Source organism: Flagellimonas onchidii, from assembly GCF_004804315.1.
Lineage (GTDB): Bacteria > Bacteroidota > Bacteroidia > Flavobacteriales > Flavobacteriaceae > Flagellimonas > Flagellimonas onchidii.
The window spans coordinates 123091-145210 of sequence record NZ_SRXX01000011.1 but is presented as its reverse complement, the minus strand read 5'-3'; the positions used below and the strand labels follow the sequence as shown (position 1 = coordinate 145210).

23 protein-coding genes are annotated in these 22120 nt (G+C 39.6%); 6 read left to right on the top strand and 17 right to left on the bottom strand.

Annotation, left to right across the window (positions count from 1 at the left end):
* Positions 1-68 precede the first annotated feature (68 nt).
* The 4 genes from E4661_RS12950 to trhO all read right to left on the bottom strand — a co-directional run bounded on the left by E4661_RS12950 (position 69) and on the right by trhO (position 5173).
* Entirely contained in the window at positions 69-2399 is a 2331-nt protein-coding gene (locus tag E4661_RS12950) for a penicillin-binding protein 1A (RefSeq protein ID WP_136467870.1), read from the bottom strand.
* Complete coding sequence (locus E4661_RS12945) at positions 2399-2890, bottom strand: gliding motility lipoprotein GldH (protein WP_136467869.1); 492 nt, start codon at positions 2888-2890, stop codon at positions 2399-2401. Before E4661_RS12945 ends, E4661_RS12950 begins: the two co-directional genes overlap by 1 nt.
* Positions 2880-4040, bottom strand: a complete 1161-nt coding sequence (locus E4661_RS12940; protein WP_136467868.1) for a PSP1 domain-containing protein — start codon at positions 4038-4040, stop codon at positions 2880-2882. Before E4661_RS12940 ends, E4661_RS12945 begins: the two co-directional genes overlap by 11 nt.
* Before the next feature lie 101 nt (positions 4041-4141).
* Positions 4142-5173 carry an oxygen-dependent tRNA uridine(34) hydroxylase TrhO gene (trhO, locus tag E4661_RS12935; protein ID WP_136467867.1) on the bottom strand — a complete coding sequence of 344 codons (1032 nt, stop codon included), beginning with the start codon at positions 5171-5173 and terminating at the stop codon, positions 4142-4144.
* A gap of 292 nt (positions 5174-5465) precedes the next feature.
* On the opposite strand from trhO, the gene recA reads away from it, so the two are divergent.
* From recA to E4661_RS12915, 4 genes are all read left to right on the top strand, one after another.
* Complete coding sequence (recA, locus tag E4661_RS12930) at positions 5466-6473, top strand: recombinase RecA (protein WP_136467866.1); 1008 nt, start codon at positions 5466-5468, stop codon at positions 6471-6473.
* A 94-nt stretch (positions 6474-6567) separates the two neighbouring features.
* Positions 6568-6990: a hypothetical protein gene (locus E4661_RS12925; RefSeq protein ID WP_240751475.1), complete on the top strand. Its 423-nt coding sequence runs from the start codon at positions 6568-6570 to the stop codon at positions 6988-6990.
* A gap of 33 nt (positions 6991-7023) precedes the next feature.
* Positions 7024-7554 carry an RNA polymerase sigma factor gene (locus tag E4661_RS12920; RefSeq protein WP_136467865.1) on the top strand — a complete coding sequence of 177 codons (531 nt, stop codon included), beginning with the start codon at positions 7024-7026 and terminating at the stop codon, positions 7552-7554.
* An 11-nt stretch (positions 7555-7565) separates the two neighbouring features.
* Positions 7566-9152 (top strand): outer membrane beta-barrel protein, encoded by a 1587-nt coding sequence (locus E4661_RS12915; RefSeq protein ID WP_136467864.1) that lies wholly within the window; start codon positions 7566-7568, stop codon positions 9150-9152.
* A 77-nt stretch (positions 9153-9229) separates the two neighbouring features.
* Here the strand turns inward: E4661_RS12915 and E4661_RS12910 are convergent, their stop codons facing one another.
* Positions 9230-9994, bottom strand: a complete 765-nt coding sequence (locus tag E4661_RS12910) for a lysophospholipid acyltransferase family protein (RefSeq protein WP_136467863.1) — start codon at positions 9992-9994, stop codon at positions 9230-9232.
* A gap of 56 nt (positions 9995-10050) precedes the next feature.
* Between E4661_RS12910 and E4661_RS12905 the strand changes: the two genes are divergently transcribed.
* Both E4661_RS12905 and trpS read left to right on the top strand, forming a co-directional pair.
* Positions 10051-10293, top strand: coding sequence for a GlsB/YeaQ/YmgE family stress response membrane protein (locus E4661_RS12905; protein WP_136467862.1), 243 nt, complete (start codon positions 10051-10053; stop codon positions 10291-10293).
* A gap of 74 nt (positions 10294-10367) precedes the next feature.
* Complete coding sequence (gene trpS / locus E4661_RS12900; protein ID WP_136467861.1) at positions 10368-11336, top strand: tryptophan--tRNA ligase; 969 nt, start codon at positions 10368-10370, stop codon at positions 11334-11336.
* 51 nt (positions 11337-11387) lie between these two features.
* Here the strand turns inward: trpS and E4661_RS12895 are convergent, their stop codons facing one another.
* The 12 genes from E4661_RS12895 to E4661_RS12840 all read right to left on the bottom strand — a co-directional run bounded on the left by E4661_RS12895 (position 11388) and on the right by E4661_RS12840 (position 22117).
* The gene (locus E4661_RS12895) at positions 11388-12251 is read right to left on the bottom strand and encodes a hypothetical protein (protein ID WP_136467860.1); all 864 of its coding nucleotides are present in this window, start codon (positions 12249-12251) and stop codon (positions 11388-11390) included.
* Between the two features lie 18 nt (positions 12252-12269).
* A complete protein-coding gene (locus E4661_RS19440; protein ID WP_240751474.1) occupies positions 12270-12695 on the bottom strand; it encodes a DM13 domain-containing protein in 426 nt (141 codons plus the stop codon).
* 396 nt (positions 12696-13091) lie between these two features.
* Complete coding sequence (gene hemB / locus E4661_RS12885) at positions 13092-14081, bottom strand: porphobilinogen synthase (RefSeq protein ID WP_136467859.1); 990 nt, start codon at positions 14079-14081, stop codon at positions 13092-13094.
* Positions 14081-14692 carry a hypothetical protein gene (locus E4661_RS12880; protein WP_136467858.1) on the bottom strand — a complete coding sequence of 204 codons (612 nt, stop codon included), beginning with the start codon at positions 14690-14692 and terminating at the stop codon, positions 14081-14083. Before E4661_RS12880 ends, hemB begins: the two co-directional genes overlap by 1 nt.
* A gap of 13 nt (positions 14693-14705) precedes the next feature.
* Positions 14706-15494, bottom strand: coding sequence for a PhzF family phenazine biosynthesis protein (locus E4661_RS12875; protein WP_136467857.1), 789 nt, complete (start codon positions 15492-15494; stop codon positions 14706-14708).
* Between the two features lie 4 nt (positions 15495-15498).
* Complete coding sequence (locus E4661_RS12870) at positions 15499-16722, bottom strand: tetratricopeptide repeat protein (RefSeq protein ID WP_136467856.1); 1224 nt, start codon at positions 16720-16722, stop codon at positions 15499-15501.
* Positions 16722-18014 (bottom strand): ATP-binding protein, encoded by a 1293-nt coding sequence (locus E4661_RS12865; protein WP_136467855.1) that lies wholly within the window; start codon positions 18012-18014, stop codon positions 16722-16724. The genes E4661_RS12870 and E4661_RS12865 overlap by 1 nt, the downstream gene beginning before the upstream one ends.
* A 30-nt stretch (positions 18015-18044) precedes the next feature.
* Positions 18045-18947 (bottom strand): oxygen-dependent coproporphyrinogen oxidase, encoded by a 903-nt coding sequence (gene hemF / locus E4661_RS12860; protein ID WP_136467854.1) that lies wholly within the window; start codon positions 18945-18947, stop codon positions 18045-18047.
* The gene (locus tag E4661_RS12855) at positions 18944-19441 is read right to left on the bottom strand and encodes a DUF6973 domain-containing protein (protein WP_417936401.1); all 498 of its coding nucleotides are present in this window, start codon (positions 19439-19441) and stop codon (positions 18944-18946) included. The genes hemF and E4661_RS12855 overlap by 4 nt, the downstream gene beginning before the upstream one ends.
* Positions 19438-19983: a GNAT family N-acetyltransferase gene (locus E4661_RS12850; RefSeq protein WP_136467852.1), complete on the bottom strand. Its 546-nt coding sequence runs from the start codon at positions 19981-19983 to the stop codon at positions 19438-19440. Before E4661_RS12850 ends, E4661_RS12855 begins: the two co-directional genes overlap by 4 nt.
* A gap of 15 nt (positions 19984-19998) precedes the next feature.
* A complete protein-coding gene (hemE, locus tag E4661_RS12845) occupies positions 19999-21024 on the bottom strand; it encodes a uroporphyrinogen decarboxylase (protein WP_136467851.1) in 1026 nt (341 codons plus the stop codon).
* Complete coding sequence (locus tag E4661_RS12840) at positions 21017-22117, bottom strand: DUF559 domain-containing protein (RefSeq protein WP_136467850.1); 1101 nt, start codon at positions 22115-22117, stop codon at positions 21017-21019. The genes hemE and E4661_RS12840 overlap by 8 nt, the downstream gene beginning before the upstream one ends.
* Positions 22118-22120 lie beyond the last annotated feature (3 nt).

Genomic DNA, 22120 nt, shown 5'->3' with positions numbered 1-22120 from the left:
TTACGATTTAAATAAAAAAGCCCCAAGAATAACTATCCTTGGGGCGAAGTTTTTAATCGTAGTAGAAATTAGAATCCTACATCTTCTAGATCGTCCTCGGTATCGAGTTCTTCTTGGAGCTCCTCCCTTACCTTAGTACAATCAACGTTGATGGATAGATCTTCTGGTTCTTCAAAGGCTTCTTTGGAAATACCCAACTCTTCATTTTCGTAATTCTTTTTCATGTACAAGCCCCAAATGGGCAATGCCATAGATGCGCCTTGTCCGTACGTAAGGCTATTAAAATGGACTGATCTGTTGTCACCACCTACCCAAACTCCGGTCACCAAATTGGGCACCATTCCCATGAACCATCCATCACTTTGATTTTGAGTTGTCCCCGTTTTTCCAGCAATGGGGTTAGTTAATTCATAAGGATATCCAGTAATGATTTTTTTGTAAACCGATTGCTCTTTAGCAAAAGAATGTCTTAATCTAGCTCCCCCACCTATTTCAGTCACAGCTTCCATCAAATTGACCATTGCATAGGCCACATCCTTGCTCAACACATCTTTGGTTTCTGGAACATACTCATAAAGCACAGTCCCGTTTCTATCTTCAATACGGGTCACCATTACGGGTTTTACATACACCCCTTGATTCGCAAAAGTACCGTAAGCACCGACCATGTCATAAACACCAAAATCGTGGGTGCCCAATGCAATGGAAGGAACCTCTGGGATATCATCACCCAATCCCATGCCTTTGGCAATATCTACCACCGAACCTGGCCCCACTTTATCAATCAATTGAGCAGTAACCGTGTTTATCGATTTGGCCAAAGCATGTTTAAGCGTCAAGTTTTTACCTGAATACTTTCCATCTGAATTTTTAGGGCACCAAGCTTCCATGTTGCCATGTTTCAGAGGCTCTATACAATATTGATTATCAGGTAATGAGTCGCAGGGGGAATAACGCAACTGATCTATGGCCGCTGCATAAATGAACGGTTTAAACGTTGACCCTGCTTGTCTGGCACCCTGATAAACATTATCATACTGGAAGTGCTTATAATCCACCCCGCCAACCCAGGCTTTTACATGTCCTGTTTGAGGCTCCATCGACATCATAGCGGTCCTTAAAAATGTCTTGTAATAACGGATAGAATCTAAAGGGGTCATTATAGTGTCCTTTTCATAGGATTCCCCGTTCCAATCGAAAACCGTCATTTCTGTCTTCTCGTGGAATGTCTTTTCAATTTCCTCTGCCGATTTTCCTTGATCTCTAAGAATCCTCCACCGATCGGATTGTTTCATGGCCTGGCGCATTATCGTATCAATGGCGCCTTTGGTCAAATCTAAAAATGGAGCCGTAGGATTGCGCTTTGGTGTATTTTGGTTAAAGAACTCCGTCTGTAGATTTTTCATATGTGCCTCCACAGCCTCTTCAGCATTCTTTTGCATTCTTGAATCGATCGTCGTATAGATTCTTAATCCGTCTAAGTAAATATTATATTTCTCCCCATCTGGCTTAGGGTTGTTATTTACCCACTTTTTTAACCAGTTACGTTGCATGTACATTCTAAAGTAGGTGGCCAATCCTTCTCTATGCGATTCTGGGTTATAGTTCAGGTTGATTTCCAAAGCTTGGAGGGAATCTTTCTTTGCCTCCGTGATGTATTCAAACTTTGCCATCTGACCGAAAACCATATTTCTTTTTTTCCAGGTCAGTTCTTCGCGACGCAGTGGGTTAAAAAGGGATGAATTTTGCAGCATTCCCACCAGCATAGCTGATTCTTCCAACTTTAAATCTTTGGGTTCTTTCCCAAAATAAATTCTGGCGGCGGACCGGATGCCATCCGCATTGTTTCCAAAATCATAGATGTTCAGATACATGCTAATGATTTCTTCTTTGGTGTAACTGCGCTCCAAACGGGTAGCGATGACCCATTCCATGGCTTTTTGCTTTATAGTTTCCCATTTATTCTTAGATCGCACCCCAACAAATAGTTGTCTTGCCAGCTGCTGTGAAATGGTACTTGCCCCGCCTCGTTTTCCCAAAAAGAAAAATGCTCTTGCGGTACCATACCAATCAATTCCGGCATGGTTGTGAAAGCGATTATCCTCACTTGCAATTAATGCATCGATTAAATTTTGGGGGAGTTCTTTATAGGAGACATCTGTTCGGTTATCTTCCAAGTAAAATTTTCCCAATGTTTTTCCATCAGAAGAGATAATTTCCGTGGCTAAATTGGTACTTGGGTTTTCCAAATGCTCAAAGGTGGGCATTTTACCAAAAGCGCCCCATGAAGCCAATAAAAAAATCAAAGCTGCAGATAGAATTCCAACACCGAAAAGAATCCAAAACCATTTAATAAATACAAAAAAACTTTTCTGTTCTTTCTTTTTAGTTTTTGCCATTATTCGTGGGTACTTTTTTCTATTTCCAAACCAACGTCGGTTACCCCATCTAAAATATGGAGGCCGTCCACATCACCATTTTTGCGCATAGCGTGGGCAATGCTCAGTTTATATACGCCAGAATCAGGAAAAACGATTTTTTCCTTAAGCCAAAGTTTGTTTTCTTTAACACTTCCCAATCCTTTGCCCAGCCATTTCCCATCAGGTTCGGCCATCTTGTACTCCAAGGTGTCCTTCAAAGTTTTCCCATTAGGGTATTCCAATTCTGTAATCAAAAAAAGGTTGCTGAAAGGGAAAGTGTTGTCATTTCTTATGTTGACAAACAAATTGTGCGCCTGGATTGAATCCAAAGAAGAAAACTCGAAAGTTACCGGCTTATTCATTTCCCATTTTCCGTTCTCCAAGGTTTTAAATTTTGAAAAGACCAAGTTGTCGTTACAGGCGGTCATACAAGATATAAGAACTAGAGCGAGCAGAAATTTATTGCGCATTGGACGAAGTTTTGGGCCTATTTTTTCTTCTTTTTTTATTCTTGTTCCTTTTCTTCTTGGGGCGATCAAATCTGGTTAGACTATCTTGACCAACTACATTCTCAAAGGCCATTTTTTCGTCACTAATATTGTCCTGGGCGTATTCCTCAAGACTGGCTATTTTCTTTTTCTTTTTGTTCAGCTCCAAAATTTCGAGAACTTGCTCCTTGTCGAGCGCGTGCCACGACGCCGGATCATCTTTATAGGAAAACCAAAGCGTTTCTTTAAAAATATCTGCTTTCTGGCAAAATGCGATTCCCTTTTCTGTCATGAGTTTGCTGTCCTGGGATGGGAAATCCTTGAGGGCTTCCAAATACATGTCCAGCTCGTAGTTTAAACAACATTTTAACTTGCCGCACTGCCCTGCCAATTTTTGTGGGTTCAAGGCCAACTGTTGATATCTGGCCGATGCCGTGCTTACCGATCTAAAGTCAGTAAGCCATGTGGAGCAACATAATTCGCGACCACAAGATCCAATTCCTCCAAGGCGTTGAGCTTCTTGGCGATATCCTATTTGGCGCATTTCTATACGGATTCCGAAAGCTCTGGCCATGTCCTTGATCAATTGTCTAAAATCAACACGTTCTTCTGCTGTGTAGTAAAAGGTAGCCTTGGATCCATCGCCCTGAAACTCCACATCACTCAACTTCATTTCCAGTTTCAATGATATCGCTATTTCCCTGGAACGCTTTTGAATCTCGGCTTCTTTATTTCGACATTTTTGCCAAATGTCGATGTCTCTTTGTGATGCTTTTCTATAGATTTTTGGAAGTGTTTCATCATCGACTGCGACTTTCTTTCTTTTCATTTGAACCTTGACCAATTCCCCTGTTAAGGTAACGATGCCAACGTCATGACCCGATTTGGCCTGCGTGGCAACAACATCACCAATGGCCAAAGGGAGATTATCCGCATTTCGAAAAAATTCTTTTCTACTGTTTTTGAAACGTACCTCTACACAATCAAAAGGCTTTTGACCGTTGGGCAACGACATATTGGAAAGCCAATCAAAGACTGTTAGCTTATTACAACCATCTGTGCCGCAAGTACCGTTGTTCTTGCAACCCCGCGGTTGTCCATCCTTTCCGGTTGAACAACTGCTACATCCCATATTTTTTATCTTGATTTAAGGAAAGCTTATGTGTTTCCTTAAAAAGGGTTCATAAAATTACTAATGGTAAATATAGTATAATTTGCGGCAGTAGTGAAATGCTACCTTTTGTATTTGAGCACCTCTGAACGCCCTTTTTTGAAAATCTTGTTGCTGGCATGTTTGCCTTTCCGAAGCCTTTTTTGCTCTTCGTATGGTAAGGCATGTACTTCCTTGCATTCCAAAGAACAACACTCATTCATTGCTTTTGCACATTCTTCGCATTGAATAAAAAGTAAATGACAGGCTTCGTTGGCACAATTCACATGTGTGTCACAAGGTTTCCCACATTGGTGGCAGTTGGAAATTACATCTTCCGAGATGCGCTCACTCCGTCTGTGGTCAAACACAAAGTTTTTGCCGAGAAATTTATTCTCCAAGTTTTGAGCTTTCACTTGTCGGGTGTATTCAATGATTCCGCCCTCTAGTTGAAATACATTTTTAAAGCCTTTATGCTTGTAATAGGCACTTGCTTTTTCGCAACGAATACCTCCAGTACAATACATGACCAGCTTTTTATCTTCTTTATGCTCTTTTAGGTCATTTTCGATAATGTCGAGAGAATCCCGGAAAGTATCCACATCTGGTGTGACGGCATTTTTAAAATGTCCTATTTCACTTTCATAGTGGTTTCGCATATCCACAAGAACTGTATCGGGATCTTCAATAAGTTCATTGAATTTTTCAGCTCCGACATGAACGCCTTTGTTAGTCACATCAAAAGTATCATCGCTTAGACCATCTGCAACAATTTTTCCCCTAATCTTTACTTTCAGTTTCAGAAAAGATTTATTGTCTTGTTCAACAGCTATATTCAAACGGACATTTTCCAAAAATGAGATAGAGTCAAGATGCTCTTTAAATGCCGAAAAGTTATCTGCCGGAACCGACAATTGCGCATTTACTCCTTCGTAGGCCACATAAATTCTACCGAGAACATCCATCTCGTGCCAATTTATAAAAAGGTGGTTTCTTAAAATCTGTGGATTTCCAATGTGTGCATATTTGTAGAAAGAGATGGTCAACCGGTCTTTGCCAGCTTCCTCTATGAGTTTCTCCCTTTCTCTCGCACTTAATGTATTGTACAGTTGCATGCTATACCAATTGTTAAGTTAAAAGAATAGAAATGTTGTAAAACGGGGCAAAGGTAAGATTCTTTACCTCAAAAAAGAAGGGCTTCATAATTATGAAGCCCTTCAACCACCTTATTTCTTTTCATAGCGCAAATGTTTTCCCTTTGCTTAGTGAGGTGATGAATCGAAATCTCGATTCGGTATGTCGTTTTTTGTGTTAGTTGACCTTTAGATACATTCTTTTAAAAAGGTTGCGTCGCTTTTGTGGCATGTGGAAAGAAATGGTAATTTAGCCTTCCTAATTACGAGAACCATGAGCAACGAAAAAGACGCAAAACTTAAGGCCCTAAAACTTACTCTTGATAAACTTGACAAAACCTACGGAAAAGGTGCTGTTATGAAATTGGGGGATAGTGTAGTTGAAGATGTTGAAGTTATTCCTTCGGGGTCTTTAGGACTTGATATTGCTTTAGGTGTTAGTGGTTATCCCCGAGGTAGGGTGATTGAAATCTATGGGCCTGAATCATCTGGTAAAACGACTTTGACACTACATGCGATTGCAGAAGCCCAAAAAAACGGAGGTATCGCGGCCTTTATTGATGCGGAACATGCCTTCGATAGGTTTTATGCCCAAAAACTTGGGGTTGATATAGACAACTTGATTATTTCCCAACCAGATCATGGGGAGCAAGCATTGGAAATTGCGGACAATCTGATTAGATCGGGTGCTATTGACATCGTAATTGTGGATTCGGTGGCCGCCCTTACCCCAAAAAGTGAAATCGAAGGGGAAATGGGAGACTCTAAAATGGGACTTCATGCCCGTTTGATGTCGCAGGCTCTACGAAAACTAACCTCCACCATCAGCAAAACCAATTGTACCGTAATCTTTATCAACCAATTGAGGGAAAAAATCGGGGTAATGTTTGGAAATCCTGAAACCACAACGGGAGGTAATGCACTAAAATTTTATGCTTCGGTCAGATTGGATATTAGACGTTCCACCCAAATAAAAGATACCGACGGCACAGTACAAGGTAACAAGACCCGTGTAAAAGTCGTCAAGAACAAAGTGGCTCCACCATTTAAAACTGCCGAATTTGACATTATGTACGGTGAGGGAATCTCCAAAATCGGTGAGATTTTAGATTTGGGCGTTGCCTATGAAATCGTAAAGAAAAGCGGTTCTTGGTTTAGTTATGGTGATACGAAATTGGGTCAAGGACGTGATGCCGTTAAAGCACTTTTGGCCGACAATCCAGAACTTGCGGAAGAGTTGGAAGGTAAAATCAAAGAGGCCATCGCTGCTGTACATGCATAGCTAAGCATTTAAAAGCTTCAACTTTTGCTTTAAGTTAAGGCCCTTATTACGCAACCCTTACCTTTCCCGAACATCTAGGGTTTAAAGTATTTTAATGATGAAAAAGGTAATTGCGTTGTTTGTTCTATTGGTGATCACCTCATCTTTAGGCTCTTGCGATTTAGATGACGGTCAAAATTTCCAGTTTACCACACTCAAAGTTATTGAGGCCCAAATGCCCGAATTCTTTGAATTGAACGAAACATATGACATTGAGGTAACCTATCAGCGTCCAAACGGATGTATATTTTTTGAAGGTTTCGATATAACCAAAACCGGAGAGACCGACCGTGATGTGGTAGCGATAGGTACAGAACTAGTGGATGGAAATACTGCCTGTACGCAGGCAATAGAGGAAGTAACCGCTATTCTTAAATTTAACGTGATTTTTACGGGAGAGTACCATTTTAGATTTTATGCTGGTAGCGATAGTTCGGACAATCCTGTGTACATAGAATATACAGTTCCCGTGAACTAAACCTGATATCAATAATCCAAAACTGACCAACATTTGGATCTTGAAGAGTTAATACATAATTGTAAAAAGGGCAAAAGACAGGCACAAGCAGAGCTATACCGGAAATATTCCGGTATTCTTTTCGGTATGTGCCTCAAATATTCCCGAAATAAAACCGAGGCGGAAGATAGTCTGCACGACAGTTTTATGACAATTTTCGACAAGATCGATCAATATAATTTCAATGGTTCTTTTGAAGGTTGGATCAAACGGATTACGGTAAATACGGTACTTCAAAAATATAGAAAGCAACAACATTTAGATGTGGTGTCCGAAAACGTTGGGGAAGAATTGGACATGGATACTGAAGGGGTGGATATCAGTTTATCCACATTGTTGGGGTATATACAAGAATTGCCGAACAAATATCGATTGACATTCAATCTATATGTTTTGGACGGTTACAGTCATAAGGAAATCAGCGAGATGTTAGGTACATCCGCAGGAACTTCAAAATCAAATCTGGCCAGGGCCAAAATGATATTGAGGGAAAAAATAGAAAAAGAAAATATAAACATTGCTTAAATAATCTAAAGATGGGGAAAAAGAGTTTAGAGCAATTGTTCAAAGAAGTTTTTAAAGACTTTAAGGAAACTCCAGACGACAATGTCTGGAAAGCTATTGAAGCTTCCTTGGACAAAAAGGAACAGAAGAAAAGGGTTATTCCGATTTGGTGGAAGTTAGGTGGGGCGGCCGCTGTATTGACCCTATTGTTTTTGGTCATAAATCCCTTCGATAGTTCGAAGGAAAACGATAATGTTATCATAACGGAAAGCCAAAATAACAACGATTCGGCGACCGATAATGAAACCATTAAACAAATTGAAGATTCAGAGCAGTTGGTTAATTCCTCTAATGATGATGAGGGCGACTCTAACGAAAATCGTGCTCAAGGTACTGAGGAATCCACTATCCAGGAGCAAAATTCCTATCCTGATCAGCAATTGACCTCAACTGCAAATGAGGAAAGAGGAAATAATACTGTTGCCGAGGCGAACAAAGTTCAAGACAAGCTTTGGAAAGACAATAACGCCGAAGAGCAAGCTATTGCCTCATCCAACTCTGAAAAACAACCTGTCACGGAAGCGAAAAATGAAGGGCTTGATGCTATAAACAATGAAACTATTTCCGTTGTAGTCTCTAATGATGAAGTGTCGGAACAATCTCCGGCAACTGGTACTGATCAAAATAAGAACGTTTCTCAAAACCCGGAATTATTTGATTCCTCCCAAGAGAAAAATGCCATTGCCGAAAACTCAGAGAATGTTCAACGTGACAAAGAAGAGGTAGTTGCACAAAACCAAGAACGCGAAAATACTCCAGAGAAAAAGTCAATTTTTGAAGTAATCGAGGAGCAGGAAGAAGAGGCTGTAGCGAAAAACGGCACGTCCTCAAAGTGGTCTGTTGGTCCTTCCGTAGCACCGGTTTACTCGAGCGCTTCAGGTAATGGGTCACCGATTCATTCCATTTTTTCGTCCAATTCAAAATCAGGTAATGTCAATCTAAGTTATGGGCTTACCGTAGCTTATAATGTCACTAAAAAACTTAAAGTCCGTTCAGGTGTTCATAAAGTGGATTATGGTTATGACACCAATAATGTTATATTCTCCTCTTCGCTGGATGCGGCTACCAGTAGCAAAATAGACAATATCGATTATCGCCAAGCCTCCCGTACTATTGTGGTCCAAAGCCAAGAGAACATTCCCCAACCATCTGCCAACGATGCTTTGGTGGAGTTTGCAGCCAATGAAAACCCCTCCTTTGAAGGTAAAATGATTCAGCAATTGGGCTATATAGAAGTTCCCGTTGAGCTGGATTATGCCCTTATTGATAAGAAGTTTGGGGTAAACATCATCGGAGGTGTCAGTTCGCTGTTCTTGGTAGATAATTCCGTATTACTTGAATCTGAAGATAGGGTTACCGAAGTTGGGGAAGCCAATAACGCCAATGATCTCAATTTTAGCACAAATATTGGGGTGGGGCTCAATTATGAATTTTCTCCAAAAGTTCAGTTGAACCTAGAGCCTGTTTTCAAATATCAACTCAATACATTTTCTGAAACTGCTGGTTCGTTCAGACCGTTTTCGGTAGGTGTTTATAGTGGTGTTCGTTTCAAGTTTTGACAATATTAAAAATGTTGGTTAGGAAGGTTGCCCCTTTAGGCAATCAATTAAGCACCTTGTTTCGGCAGGGTGTTTTTTTATGCAAAAGAGTTATCGGGGTTTGATGTTCTCGTCTCAAGTTCTTTCAAAATAACATCCCTAACCTCTTCCCGCAAGGTTGACTTATCCTCTTCTGCCAAAATCCCGGTCTCAAAAAAATGATGGACTTTAGCACGGACGATTCCAGGACCTCCACTTAAAAAAGTAAAGGAAAACCGTTTCTTGTTGTCGTAAAATATGATTGGCACCACAGGGATTTTATGGGCGATGGCCATTTTAAAGGCCCCATCCTTAAATTGATCCAAAATCACATCTTCTTCGGGAACACCTCCTTCTGGAAATATGCAGACACTCAATCCTTGATCCAAACGACGTTGGGCCCTTCGATATACCCCTGTACGACTTTTAATGTTTTCCCGATCTACCATAATGCATACCCGCTTATAGAAAAATCCAAAAACAGGAATCTTCACTAACTCCTTCTTGCCCACAAATACAAAAGGATTTTTACTGACCACCAACATGTACATAATATCCAACATGCTAGTATGGTTGGCGACCAACATGTAGCTTTTCCCCTTTTCCATTTTTTGCTCCCGGACTATACGTGGGAAGCAACCCATGCCATAGAGTATGGTTCTTGCCCAAAAATTTCTCGCTAGCCAAAAAAACTGTTTATAGGTTTTTTCAGATAAGGTGGTCAGCAATAAAAATGGGAAAAACACTATAATAGGAAGGGCAACCAGGATGTAGAACCAAATCCGGTATAAAACATGTCCCATGTTCTTGAAAAAGACAAACATTCGCCAAAAGTAGAATTTTTGAATATCTTTAGAGAACTAACCATAAATTCTTGATCATGGGATTATTATATGCATTGCTAATAGGGGCGGCTGCAGGATGGCTTGCCGGTAAAATTATGAAAGGGGGCGGTTTTGGGGCCCTTATCAATATTATATTGGGTATTGTTGGTGGTGTAGTAGGCAATTGGCTCTTCGGGGTTCTGGGCATCCATATAAGCTCTGGTATTGTTGGGGATTTAATTACCGGTGTTATAGGAGCAGTTGTCGTGCTGTTCGTGGCAGGACTCTTTAAAAAATAGTTTATCCTTTTTAAGACGCCCTACTCCTTTTATTATCCCTTGCGGATTGTTACTTTTACGGCCAAAATATTGGTATGGCCCGAATTTTAACAGGAATCCAGAGCACAGGTACTCCCCACTTGGGAAACATTTTAGGAGCAATTATTCCTGCCATTCAAATGGCACAAGACCCAAAAAACGAATCCTTCCTTTTTATTGCGGATATGCATTCGCTTACCCAAATAAAAAATGGTGAAGAGCTAAGAAGTAACACTTACGCCACAGCAGCCACATGGCTTGCTTTTGGTTTGGATATTGAAAAGACAGTTTTTTACCGCCAAAGTGATGTGCCCCAAGTAACTGAACTCGCTTGGTACCTCAGTTGCTTTTTTCCATACCAACGACTTACGCTTGCACATTCTTTTAAAGACAAAGCAGATAGATTGGAGGATGTGAATTCGGGATTGTTTACCTATCCGATGTTGATGGCCGCTGATATTTTATTGTATGATGCCCATATTGTTCCTGTTGGGAAAGATCAGTTGCAACATTTGGAAATGACACGTGATGTAGCTTCTAGGTTCCATAACCAATTGGGTGAAACCTTTGTGTTGCCCGAAGCCAAAGTACAGGAAGAGACCATGTACATTCCAGGAACGGACGGACAGAAGATGAGCAAGAGCAAAGGAAACATTATCAATTTGTTCCAACCCGATAAAAAATTGCGGAAACAACTTATGGGCATTGTTACGGACAGCACACCTATGGAAGACCCCAAGGACCCATCAAACGATAATGTCTTTGCTTTGTACAAGATATTAGCCTCTCCTGAGCAGGTTGAGGAAATGAGTGCCAACTATTTGGCTGGAGGGTATGGCTATGGTCATGCAAAGCAAGCACTTTATGAGGTCATTCTCGAGAAGTTTGCTGAGCCCCGTGAAAAGTTTGAATACTACATGAACCGCTTAGAGGAAGTGGACGAAGCGTTGGCGATTGGCGCCGAAAAAGCCAAAAAGGTAGCTGATGAGGTCTTGAATCGGGTACGGGAGAGGTTAGGATATTGATTTTTCAAATGAAGTAGTCTATAGTACCAAAAAATCATGGTACAAATAAGCTTATTGAATATCCATAAAAATTCCACCTGAATATGAAGGCGCGGCATAAATGATGCGTCCGCTAAGAGCTGTGGCATAATTGACTGAAAGACCAAACTTTTTAGTGATGTAATACGCTGCTTCGACTTCAAAATTGGTGAACTCCACATTATTTGCAAAAATGCTACCTTGATTGTTTTGAGCACTTAAAGACCCATTTTGTAATGACTCCACAATATTCAATTTGCTGGCCAGCCATAAGGAATTGAACAATTGTATCCCCAATTCAGCACCTCCCCTGAGTTCATCGGAAAAATTTTGGGTACGGTTGTTATAACCAACATAAGCTTTGACATATAAAGGGGTATTTGTAATTTTAAATGGGACACCAGCAGCGACCTTCAATAATTGGTTGAATTCACCATCGCCGGTTTGATAACTACCATCACTACCTCCAGCATCATCTCCTGAAGGAATTCCTAGCATCAAGGTTACAGAAATGGCCAAATTCTCTTTTTGAAGTAAACCATACGTTAATCCAAGGTCAATATCACCAATGGAATTTACTTCTTCCCCAGGAATAATGATTTCATTTGTTGTTCTGGAAAGTATATCATTTTGATAGGTTCTTGAAAAAAATGGGATATAACCTACCAAGTCCCATCGGTCGTTAAGACCATATTCTCCATATAAATTTATATTGAACTGCCCACGGGTAGCATTTGGGTCAATTTGTCCAGAACTAGTATAGTGTTCATCAGCTTCAAGATACCATGCCGATAATTTATAATAGCCTTTTCCGCTTTCCTTGGTCCATTGGCTATATAAGTTATTGTTGAATATTAAAAAGCATCCTATCAGTAATAGAAAATAATATTTTCTCATTTTTTTTAAGATCTATGGTTAGTTGATTTTTCCATCGCCGACTTTTACACTAAAGGGCTTACACCAATACAATAAGTACTTGAATTCGTTAAGTCCGACATTTTCGATGGTATAGAAATGTTCCCCTGAGAAAACTTCAACAGCTCCAACTTCATGGGCTCCGTTGACAGAATTTGGATTGTTGGTCAAGTAAAGATATAATCCAGGAAGGTCAGTATCGGCCCTATAATTTGAATCCATCTCGAGAAAAAGATTACCATCACCATCAATTACTATTGTAAAATCCCCTTGGAGCAAATAGCCACTGGTTGTTTCGATTGTTCCTGATTTTGTGTCGTCGGAATTGTTACCTCCATCACTTTCATCATTACCACCACTTTGGGTATCTTCTGGAATTACAGATAAAAAGTCAACATCACTAAATGTATTATTGTCTATGGTCACTGTTGCCGTAATTACGGCATCGCCTTCTGCAAGTGCTGTTACTGTTCCATTTGAGTCAACCGATAGGATACTTTCATCTGAACTTGACCATGAGATATTTACATCTTCAGAAACACCTATGTTATTAAAATATGAAGCTCTATAATTATAGGTTGATGGAATCTGTAGTTGTGTTATGGGATTGACGATTCGCAGTTCTGGCTCTACGAAATCATCTATAAAATCTTCCCCTTTACAACCTTGGAATATTAGGGTGACGATAAGAAGTGCAAAAGCATAATAGGAGTAAAATACTTCGCGAATTGGTTTTTTTATAATTCTTGGTTACTAAGTATCTTAGTATGAAATACTTAGTAAATCTTACACCAAGAAGTAATTTTTGCATTTTTCTGACTCTTAATTTAAGAGTTTTGTCACATCTTTGGCGAAGTAACTGGCAATGATATTTGCCCCAGCTCTTTTGATGGCAATTAGTTGTTCCATCATAACAGTATCATGGTCCAGCCATCCTTTTTCAGCAGCGGCTTTAAGCATTGCATATTCACCAGAAACCTGGTAGACCGCGAGAGGGACATCAACTTCGTTCTTAATTTCTCGAACAATATCCAAATAGGCTAGACCAGGTTTTACCATAACAATATCAGCTCCTTCGTCGATATCCATTTGGGTTTCACGAATAGCTTCAAACCTATTGGCAAAATCCATTTGGTAGGTTTTCTTGTCCTTTGGAATATTAGCAATGTCCACGGGAGCTGAATCCAATGCATCACGGAACGGACCGTAATAAGCACTGGCATACTTTGCGGAATAACTCATAATCCCTGTATTTTGGAAACCTTCATCTTCCAAAGCCTCTCGAATAGTCAAGATACGCCCATCCATCATATCGCTGGGTGCCACAAAATCAGCACCTGCCTCAGCATGCGAAATGCTCATTTCTGCCAAAACTTCAGATGTCTCATCATTTAAAATTTGACCTTCGGCCACGATACCGTCATGTCCATAGGAGGAGTAGGGATCAAGCGCAACATCGGTCATGACCAGCATTTCTGGACATGTGTTTTTTACCGTTTTAATGGCACGTTGCATCAGTCCATCAGGATTCAATGCTTCAGTACCTTTGTTATCTTTTAGTTCATCTGGAACTTTTACAAAAAGTAAAACCGCACAAAGTCCCATTTGCCAAAGCTCTTTCACCTCCTTTTCCAGATGGTCCAAACTCATTCTATAATAATTGGGCATGGATGGAATTTCTTCTTTGATACCCTTTCCTTCAACCACAAAAAGGGGAACTAAAAAGTCGTCCGGAGTAATTACAGTTTCGCGAACCAATCGTCTAATGGATTCGGATGCGCGTAGTCTTCTATTTCGTATCAGTGGAAACATTAATTAAGATGTTTTGTAATGATATATTCTACTTCTTCATAGGTTTTGTGCCCGAACCAATGCTTCAAGACGGTATATTCTTCATCAAAAAGCACAAAAGTGGGCGTCCCCCTAAATTGGTTCAATGTAAAGGTAACAGGGATTATGGGATTCATGTTCAAATAATCCTTGATTTTAAGGTCAAACTCCTGTCGTTCATTATCGGATGCTAGACCATAGTTCGGAAAATGATTGCCGATGTATGAAATATTTTCCTCCGTAATAAAAGATTTATCGCTTAAAACATCCATGGCAATGGGAAACTCAATATCCTGGAGTTGTAGTTCATTGGGATAGGTTTCAAAAGCTTTTTTGGTTTCACCGACCACTTTCTTTTCTGTCAATAACAGTTTGGTATTTTCCAGATTGTTGAACTCAAAATCTTCAAATGCGGTGGAAAGTCCCAAAATGTTAATCTGGTCCGCATACTTTTTGTGCAAATCATTTACGGAAGGAAAGCCATAGAAAAAACATCCCGGGCAATTCACTTGGAACGCAAACAATAAATTGCGTTTCCCAAGGGAAAATTCTCCTTGGAGCAGCGATGAATATTCCAATTTCAGCTTTTTCATTATTCGGGTTGATTTAAATTTCAATCTCACCAATAAGGTAAGGAACTGCTTTTCCTGAAATTTTGACCCTTTCTCCAAGAAATTCACAATTCAAATCTCCTCCACGTTGAGAAAGCTGCTTGGCCGTCATTTTGGATTTACCTAAAATTTTGGCCCAATAAGGAGTCAAAGTCGTATGTGCTGAACCAGTAACCGGGTCTTCTGGGATACCTGATTGTGGTGCAAAAAACCGAGAGACAAAATCCACCCTGTTGCCAGGAGCCGAAACAATTACTCCTCTGCAATCCAATTGACTCAACAAATGAAAATTGGGGTCTAAAGCTTCAATTTCCTGTTGTGAATTATAAATCAACAGATAATCCGTTTTTCCTTTTATGATTTTGATAGGGGTTGATCCAAGGGCACTATCCATTTCGGGGATGTTTTGAATGGCGACAGTTTCATCCGCTGGGAAATCCAAAGTCAACATCCCATCAGAAGATTTTTCAACCTTAAGTGAGCCACTTCTTGGTGAATGAAACTCAATTGTATTTTCAGAAACACCATGGTAATTGAAGAGCACATAAGCGGTTGCCAAGGTTGCATGGCCACATAAATCTACCTCTACCTCTGGAGTAAACCAACGAAGCTCAAAAACAGCTCCAGTTTTTACCGTAAAAGCCGTTTCTGCCAGATTATTTTCCAATGCAATTTTCTGCATTATGTCTGTATCCAACCAATTTTCCAAAATACATACGGCTGCAGGGTTGCCCCCAAAAACATGGTTCGTAAAAGCGTCTATTTGATAGATTTTCTGTTTCATTCTTTCAATCAAAAAAGTTCCCTATCCAAGTATAAATTACCATCATGAGAAATACAACAACCCCTGGGGTCCAACCTTCCAAAAACAACGGTCCCGCTATTCCAATTATGGCCATAAGAGCTGAATAGGCTATCCCCAAAGTTTTGCCCGAAGAACTATTCGCAATAAAGGCTCTTGGTAATGGAATCAGCAAGCATATAAATGTAACACCCAATATTAATGTATAGGGTATTTGTGTAATGTAGTATGAAGCTAACGCAACCAATCCGAAAAGCAACAATCCTCCAAAAAAATAACCGCTCAGTTTTTGGGATTTTTCCAATAGGTACTTCCCATATTTGTCAAACAAAAGAATGGTATTGGACATGGGTTCCATAATCCATGCCCCCAAGGCAAAAACCAAGTATGCAAGCATGAGCGGAATAGCAATAATGGTCAATCCACTAGCACTCAATATTTTAAAAGCAAAACGGTATATAAGATAAATCCCGATGATAAATACCCATTGATTTTTCGAGGATTTTTTCGCTATCCAGAAAGCATATTTTAAATATGCCGCATAAATGGGGTTTTTTCCTTTAATGGCAGTGGTCATACCATGTCTTGCATATTCGAAATTTGGATCAAACCTCAACGCTTCTTTAAAGTGATCTTGCGCTTTTTTTATATTTCCTTGTTCCAGCTCTACCCATCCAACATTGGTATATGAATATGCATCCTCAGGATTGTCGTGCAAAATGTTTTCCACTGTAGATCTTGCTTCATCTTTTCTATCCAATTTGGTTAATATTTGAGCTCGAACATTAAGGCAATAACTGTTTTTTGCATCAATCCTTAATCCCTCCTCGACGGCCATCAGTGCCTCATCATACTTTTTTAAGTTTAGTAAAATGGCCCCTTTTACTCCAAAAAAATTATCATTTACGGGGTTTATGTTTATGGCTTCGAAAATTTTTTGCAGGGCCAATGTGTAATTTTCCTGCGAGAAAAGAAGCTGAGCCCATAAAAAATATACATCAGCCTCGTTAGGAATATCCCTTTCAAGGCCATTGAGCAATTGGGTAGCTTTATCAAAGTCTTTAAGGTTGATTTGACTCAGTATCAAGTAATATTTGCTGGTGATGTCGTTTGAATCTGATACAATTGCTTGGTTGAAGTATGTGGTAGCTTCTGTATATCGACCCAACTTATAAAGCTGCATTCCCCGAAGTTGATTTTGGGATTCCATTACTTTTTGATGTTTAAGTAGGTCAAAATATCATCATAAAGGCCTCCATCGTTGGAATAAAGGGCATAATTTTTAGCAGACCCAAACCATTCCTTGGTAGTTGGTTTCGTTTTTTTAATGGCCTTTAGAAGGTCCTTGGTTTCTAGGGGTTTTGGGATTCCATCCTTGAAGGAGGATTGAAGTTTTTCTTCAATCGCTAAATCAATTACAGCATTGATGTCAGCGCCCGAAAAAGTTTGGGTACGTTTAGCCAGTACGGACAGGTCGATATTCCCCAGAGGTTTTCCCTTTAGTTGAACGTCGAAAATGGCTTCTCTAGATTCTAAATCAGGTGGTGTTACAAAAATGATTCTGTCAAATCTTCCCGGTCTCCTAAAAGCCGGATCCAAATACCAAGGAGCATTGGTAGCTCCTATGACCAAAATGCCATCATTGTCCGAATCAATTCCATCAAGTTCAGCCAAAAATTGATTGATTATGGTTCTACCAGCCTTTTGGTTGATATCATTCCTATTGGCCCCAAGCGCATCAATTTCATCAATAAAAATGACGCAAGGTTTATTTCTCCTTGCTGTTTCAAAGATCTCATGTAAGTTTCGCTCTGAACTACCCAACCAAATATCAAGGATGTCATTGATTCCGACATTGATAAAGTTGGCTTGTATTTGACCTGCAGTTGCTCTGGCTATATGGGTTTTTCCACACCCGGGAGGGCCATAAAGCAAAATTCCCCCTCCTATTTTCTTGCCATATTGTTCATAAAGCTCTTTGTGCTCCAAAGGTTTTATGATTTTAAGGTCGATTTCATTTTTGACGTGTCCCATTCCCCCCACATCTTTGAAGGAAACCTTTGGTTTACTCAAAAAAATGGCATCTGAATCACTAAACTCCTCCGTGGTTGATTGCATTGGAACTTTAAGTTGAGCATCGAACTCCTCATTTTGGTATTGCGGGTTGATTTCCAATATTTCCTCATAGGTTTCTTGTGCTAGAGACAGATTCGCTTGTTTAATTTGGCACTGGCACAACAACTCCAAATAAGAAATCTTGGATTCTTCTTTTATAAGTTCTTCCAGAATAACTTCAGCTGCGGTTATTTTTTGTTGACGGTAAAAGCAACCCGCTAAATTGAACTTGGCTTCTGAGTGATTTGGTTGGATTTCCAAAATTTCCACAAGTTGTTTCTCAGCTTCCAAATATTTTGATTGGCCTATATAAATTTTGGCAATCTGAAACTTTAACGGGATGTTGTCTGGGGAAAATTGAAGCGCTTCCAATAAGCTGTCTAGCATAGTGATAGGTGTTTGGCTAAATATATAATATTATACCCAATCTTTAGGCTCTCTTAAAACTTGAATCAATCTTTCCTCTTCACTTCCTTTTTCGGGGTGATAATCATACCTCCATTGTACATGTGGTGGTAGACTCATTAAAATACTCTCAATGCGTCCATTGGTCTTCAATCCAAAAAGGGTTCCTTTGTCATGAATCAAATTGAATTCCACATATCTTCCACGTCTAATTTCTTGCCAATCTCTTTGTTTTTGGGTGTAAGAGAGCTCTTTTCTTTCTAAAACGATTGGTATATAAGCTTCCAGAAAACTATCTCCTACCTCGGTTACAAAGTTGTACCAATCTTCCATTGTAGTTGAATCTGTCCCTTTGCAATAATCAAAGAAAAGTCCACCTACACCTCTTGCTTCGTTTCGATGGGAGTTCCAGAAATATTCATCGCATCTTTTTTTGTAGCTTGAATAAAACTCCGGATTATTCGCATCACAAGCCCTTTTGCAAACTGAATGAAAGTGCTTTACATCTTCTTCAAAGAGATAATAGGGTGTCAAATCCTGGCCGCCTCCGAACCATTGATCTACAATATTCCCTTCTTTATCATACATTTCAAAGTAACGCCAATTGGCATGCACTGTGGGAACCATTGGACTCTTTGGATGAATCACTAAACTTAATCCACAAGCAAAGAAATCGGCATCTTTTACATTGAAATAATTTTGCATACTTTGGGGAAGAGCACCATGTACAGCAGAGATATTCACCCCGCCTTTTTCAAAAACAGCACCATTTTCAATTACCCGGGTTCGGCCTCCACCACCTTCGGGTCTTTTCCATAAATCTTCCTGGAATTTTGCCGTTCCATCGACCTGTTCCAGTTTGCTTGTTATGGTACCTTGAAGCTGTTGTATGTAATCGTAAAATTTGTCCTTCATTCGTTGTCAATTATATAAACCAATTGGTTTTTTACTAAAGTAAAATCCGTCTGAGCATCTATTTTAGTTGCCTTTGAGGTCATTTCTCTCAAAATATCTACAACGTGATTTTCCAATTTTGAAAAGTGCTCCTTGAAAATAAGGCGTCCTACCTCATTGTTATGCAAGTCCATCTTTTTTGCCAATTCGAAATTAGGAAAAGCATTTTCATGCCAATCCGTAATTTTCTTTGTCCAGATAAGCACTCTATCCTCTTTTTTCTTCCAACTGAAACATTTTTTGGCAATCAAATAATTCCAAAATGCATGTCTAAAAGCATTCGCAGGACCATTTTTATAATGTAATCGACCGTATAATTCCGTTGAAAGCGACATACATTGTTTGGTAGCTGATAGCGTGGGAAAAACAAAGAAGGGAAATCTTAAGCATAGCTTTGTCAAAACCCAGAAGCTTCTTAGGCTAATCCTTTTCAATGTTTTGAACACTTTTATCATTGCTGACCAGGATTTTGGAGTTCGTATAATTCCATATCCAAGGTCTTACCGTTGCCCGTGGTATGTTCTTTCAACAATGTTTGCTTCCATTGAAATCCATTGCGTTCTGCAATTTTTTTACTCGCCAAGTTGCTATTGTGAACAATGATTTGCAGGGTTTTGAGTCCCTTATCATTGAAACACCATAGTATCAAATTCTTAATGCTGGCCGTCATAATCCCCTTGTCCTCATATTGATAGCCAATGCAATACGCTAACTCAGCTTGATTTTGCAATTTGTCCAGTTCTTTCACATAAACCAATCCGATAATGGCCCTATTTCTGTTTTCTTTTATGGTGAAAAGGTATTCTTCCTCTGCTAAAAACGCTTTGACCTTTTTCACAACAAAGTACTGCGACAATGTGGGATTCAGGTTTTCTTGTACTGTTTTTGGGAAATAATCTTTAAGTCGTTCTTCGTTGGAAACCACAAAGTCGCAAATGCTCCAAGCATCTTTTTCTCGAATGGGGCTTATGCTGTAGTTTTCAAATTCGACCTGCATCAAAATTTTTAAAATCTATTCAGAATATTCTTTTACTGCATCGATAAATGCCTTGGCATTTTCTAAAGGGATATGGGGTAAAATCCCATGCCCCAGATTCACCACATATTTGTCTTTCCCAAATTCTCGAATCATTTGGGTGACCATTTTTTTGATTTCGGAAGGAGGAGATAATAGTCGGGCTGGGTCAAAATTTCCTTGAAGCGTAATATTTCCCCCCGTTAGATAACGTGCATTTTGGGCAGAGCATGTCCAATCAACGCCAACAGCTGAAGCTCCGGATTGAGCCATTTCCCTTAACGCAAACCAACAGCCCTTTCCGAAGACAATCACAGGCGCTTCCTCTTTCAGTGCATCAACAATTTGTTGGATGTATTTCCATGAAAACTCTTGGTAGTCGGTAGGAGACAACATTCCTCCCCATGAATCAAATACTTGAACTGCATTGACACCGGCTTTAACCTTAGCCTTTAAATAAGCAATGGTAGTATCTGTTATTTTTTGCAGTAGTTGGTGGGCTGCCTCAGGTTGGGTAAAGCAAAAGCCCCTTGCTTTGTCAAAACTTTTACTTCCTTGCCCTTCCACACAATAACACAAAATGGTCCATGGGGAACCAGCAAAACCAATTAATGGAATTTCATCCTCCAATTTTTCTTTGGTTTGGGTAATGGCATCCATGACATAGCCCAACGATTCTTGGATATCAGGAACAACTACGCTTTCCAAATCTTTTGCGGAACGAATTGGATTAGGTAGATAAGGACCGAAGTTTGGTTTCATTTGCACTTCAATATCCATGGCTTGTGGGATTACCAAAATATCACTGAACAAAATGGCAGCATCCATGCCATATCGTCGAATAGGTTGAACCGTAATTTCCGAAGCAAGTTCTGGGGTTTGACAACGGGTAAAGAAGTCATATTTTTCTCTTAGCGCCATGAACTCGGGCAGGTAGCGTCCAGCTTGACGCATCATCCATACTGGTGGTCTGTCTACCGTTTCGCCTTTTAAGGCTCTAAGAAATAGGTCGTTTTTAATCATGTTGCTTAAAATATTTTATGGCTTGCACCAACACGTTTTCTACGGTGGGTTTATTGGCGGTTATAATTTGATCTGTATGTTTTTTAGCCTCAGCAGATGTTGTTGGTCCAATACAAAAAGTCCAACTTTGGCCAACAGCGTTTTCCTTTAAATAACTTCGAATCCCACTAGGGCTAAAGAAAAGAACACCGTCAAAAGCCCGGTTGAATTTTTTGGGTTTTAAATGCGTTTTATAGGTTTGGATTTCTTTATACTGAACGTTATTTTTTGAAAGAATTTCAGGTAATTCATCTCTCCTTCGATTTCCGCTAAAAAACAGAAACTCCTTAATTTTGTGGTTTTTTGTGATAAAATCAGCCAATTCCGATGCATTTTGAGCCATTTTAACCACATTAAGGCCATTTTCCTCTAAAATAGATTTTGTCTTTTCGCCAACACAGAAAGCACGATATTCCAAAAAATTGGTGTCATCAAAGTGGCTAAGAAAAGCTTTAACCGCATTTTTACTGGTGAAAATATAGTTGGAATAGTTTGTTGGAATTTCAATATCCAAAAATTCAATCTCCAGAGCATTGTATTCCACGAAGCCTAAGCCCGAGTTCAGCAATAATTCTTTTTGGGATGGGGTTAGTATTTTAGTGGAGAGTATTGTACTGCTCCCTCTCCTTGAGGAGAGGGTCGGGGTGAGGTGTTTTTTGCGAATGCTGTTTCTTTCTTCCAGTTGTTTTTTCCTAACCATTGAAAATCCATACTGCTTTTCTTTGGCATTTTTTATGGTTTGTAGTAAGGTGTCAATTTCTTCAAAAACCACTTTGTTTTCAAAACGCAATACCAAATAGCCTAAGTTTTTAAGATGAGTATCCCTTAATTCATCTTTTTCCTTTTGATTTGGTTGATTATGGTATTCGCCATCCAATTCGATGACAATTCCATATTCTTCACAAAAAAAGTCAAGGATATATTCCTTTAAAGGATGTTGCCTCCTAAATTTCAGATTTTCAAAATTCCGGTTTCGAAGACAACCCCAAAGCTTTTTTTCTGCTTTGGTCTGTTCTTTTCGTAATAACCTCGCTATTTGGATTTTCTTGTTCATTTC

Coding starts and splice junctions, on each gene's coding strand:
- E4661_RS12840 (WP_136467850.1), bottom strand. CDS start 22,117: ATGAACAAGAAAATCCAAATAGCGAGGTTATTACGAAAAGAACAGACC.
- E4661_RS12940 (WP_136467868.1), bottom strand. CDS start 4,040: ATGGGATGTAGCAGTTGTTCAACCGGAAAGGATGGACAACCGCGGGGT.
- E4661_RS12950 (WP_136467870.1), bottom strand. CDS start 2,399: ATGGCAAAAACTAAAAAGAAAGAACAGAAAAGTTTTTTTGTATTTATT.
- E4661_RS12865 (WP_136467855.1), bottom strand. CDS start 18,014: ATGCTAGACAGCTTATTGGAAGCGCTTCAATTTTCCCCAGACAACATC.
- E4661_RS12945 (WP_136467869.1), bottom strand. CDS start 2,890: ATGCGCAATAAATTTCTGCTCGCTCTAGTTCTTATATCTTGTATGACC.
- E4661_RS12915 (WP_136467864.1), top strand. CDS start 7,566: ATGGGGAAAAAGAGTTTAGAGCAATTGTTCAAAGAAGTTTTTAAAGAC.
- E4661_RS12895 (WP_136467860.1), bottom strand. CDS start 12,251: ATGAGAAAATATTATTTTCTATTACTGATAGGATGCTTTTTAATATTC.
- E4661_RS12925 (WP_240751475.1), top strand. CDS start 6,568: ATGATGAAAAAGGTAATTGCGTTGTTTGTTCTATTGGTGATCACCTCA.
- E4661_RS12850 (WP_136467852.1), bottom strand. CDS start 19,983: ATGCAGGTCGAATTTGAAAACTACAGCATAAGCCCCATTCGAGAAAAA.
- E4661_RS12855 (WP_417936401.1), bottom strand. CDS start 19,441: ATGATAAAAGTGTTCAAAACATTGAAAAGGATTAGCCTAAGAAGCTTC.
- trhO (WP_136467867.1), bottom strand. CDS start 5,173: ATGCAACTGTACAATACATTAAGTGCGAGAGAAAGGGAGAAACTCATA.
- E4661_RS12910 (WP_136467863.1), bottom strand. CDS start 9,994: ATGTTTGTCTTTTTCAAGAACATGGGACATGTTTTATACCGGATTTGG.
- E4661_RS12875 (WP_136467857.1), bottom strand. CDS start 15,494: ATGAAACAGAAAATCTATCAAATAGACGCTTTTACGAACCATGTTTTT.
- hemF (WP_136467854.1), bottom strand. CDS start 18,947: ATGAAGGACAAATTTTACGATTACATACAACAGCTTCAAGGTACCATA.
- trpS (WP_136467861.1), top strand. CDS start 10,368: ATGGCCCGAATTTTAACAGGAATCCAGAGCACAGGTACTCCCCACTTG.
- E4661_RS12880 (WP_136467858.1), bottom strand. CDS start 14,692: ATGAAAAAGCTGAAATTGGAATATTCATCGCTGCTCCAAGGAGAATTT.
- E4661_RS12870 (WP_136467856.1), bottom strand. CDS start 16,722: ATGGAATCCCAAAATCAACTTCGGGGAATGCAGCTTTATAAGTTGGGT.
- hemE (WP_136467851.1), bottom strand. CDS start 21,024: ATGATTAAAAACGACCTATTTCTTAGAGCCTTAAAAGGCGAAACGGTA.
- hemB (WP_136467859.1), bottom strand. CDS start 14,081: ATGTTTCCACTGATACGAAATAGAAGACTACGCGCATCCGAATCCATT.
- recA (WP_136467866.1), top strand. CDS start 5,466: ATGAGCAACGAAAAAGACGCAAAACTTAAGGCCCTAAAACTTACTCTT.
- E4661_RS12905 (WP_136467862.1), top strand. CDS start 10,051: ATGGGATTATTATATGCATTGCTAATAGGGGCGGCTGCAGGATGGCTT.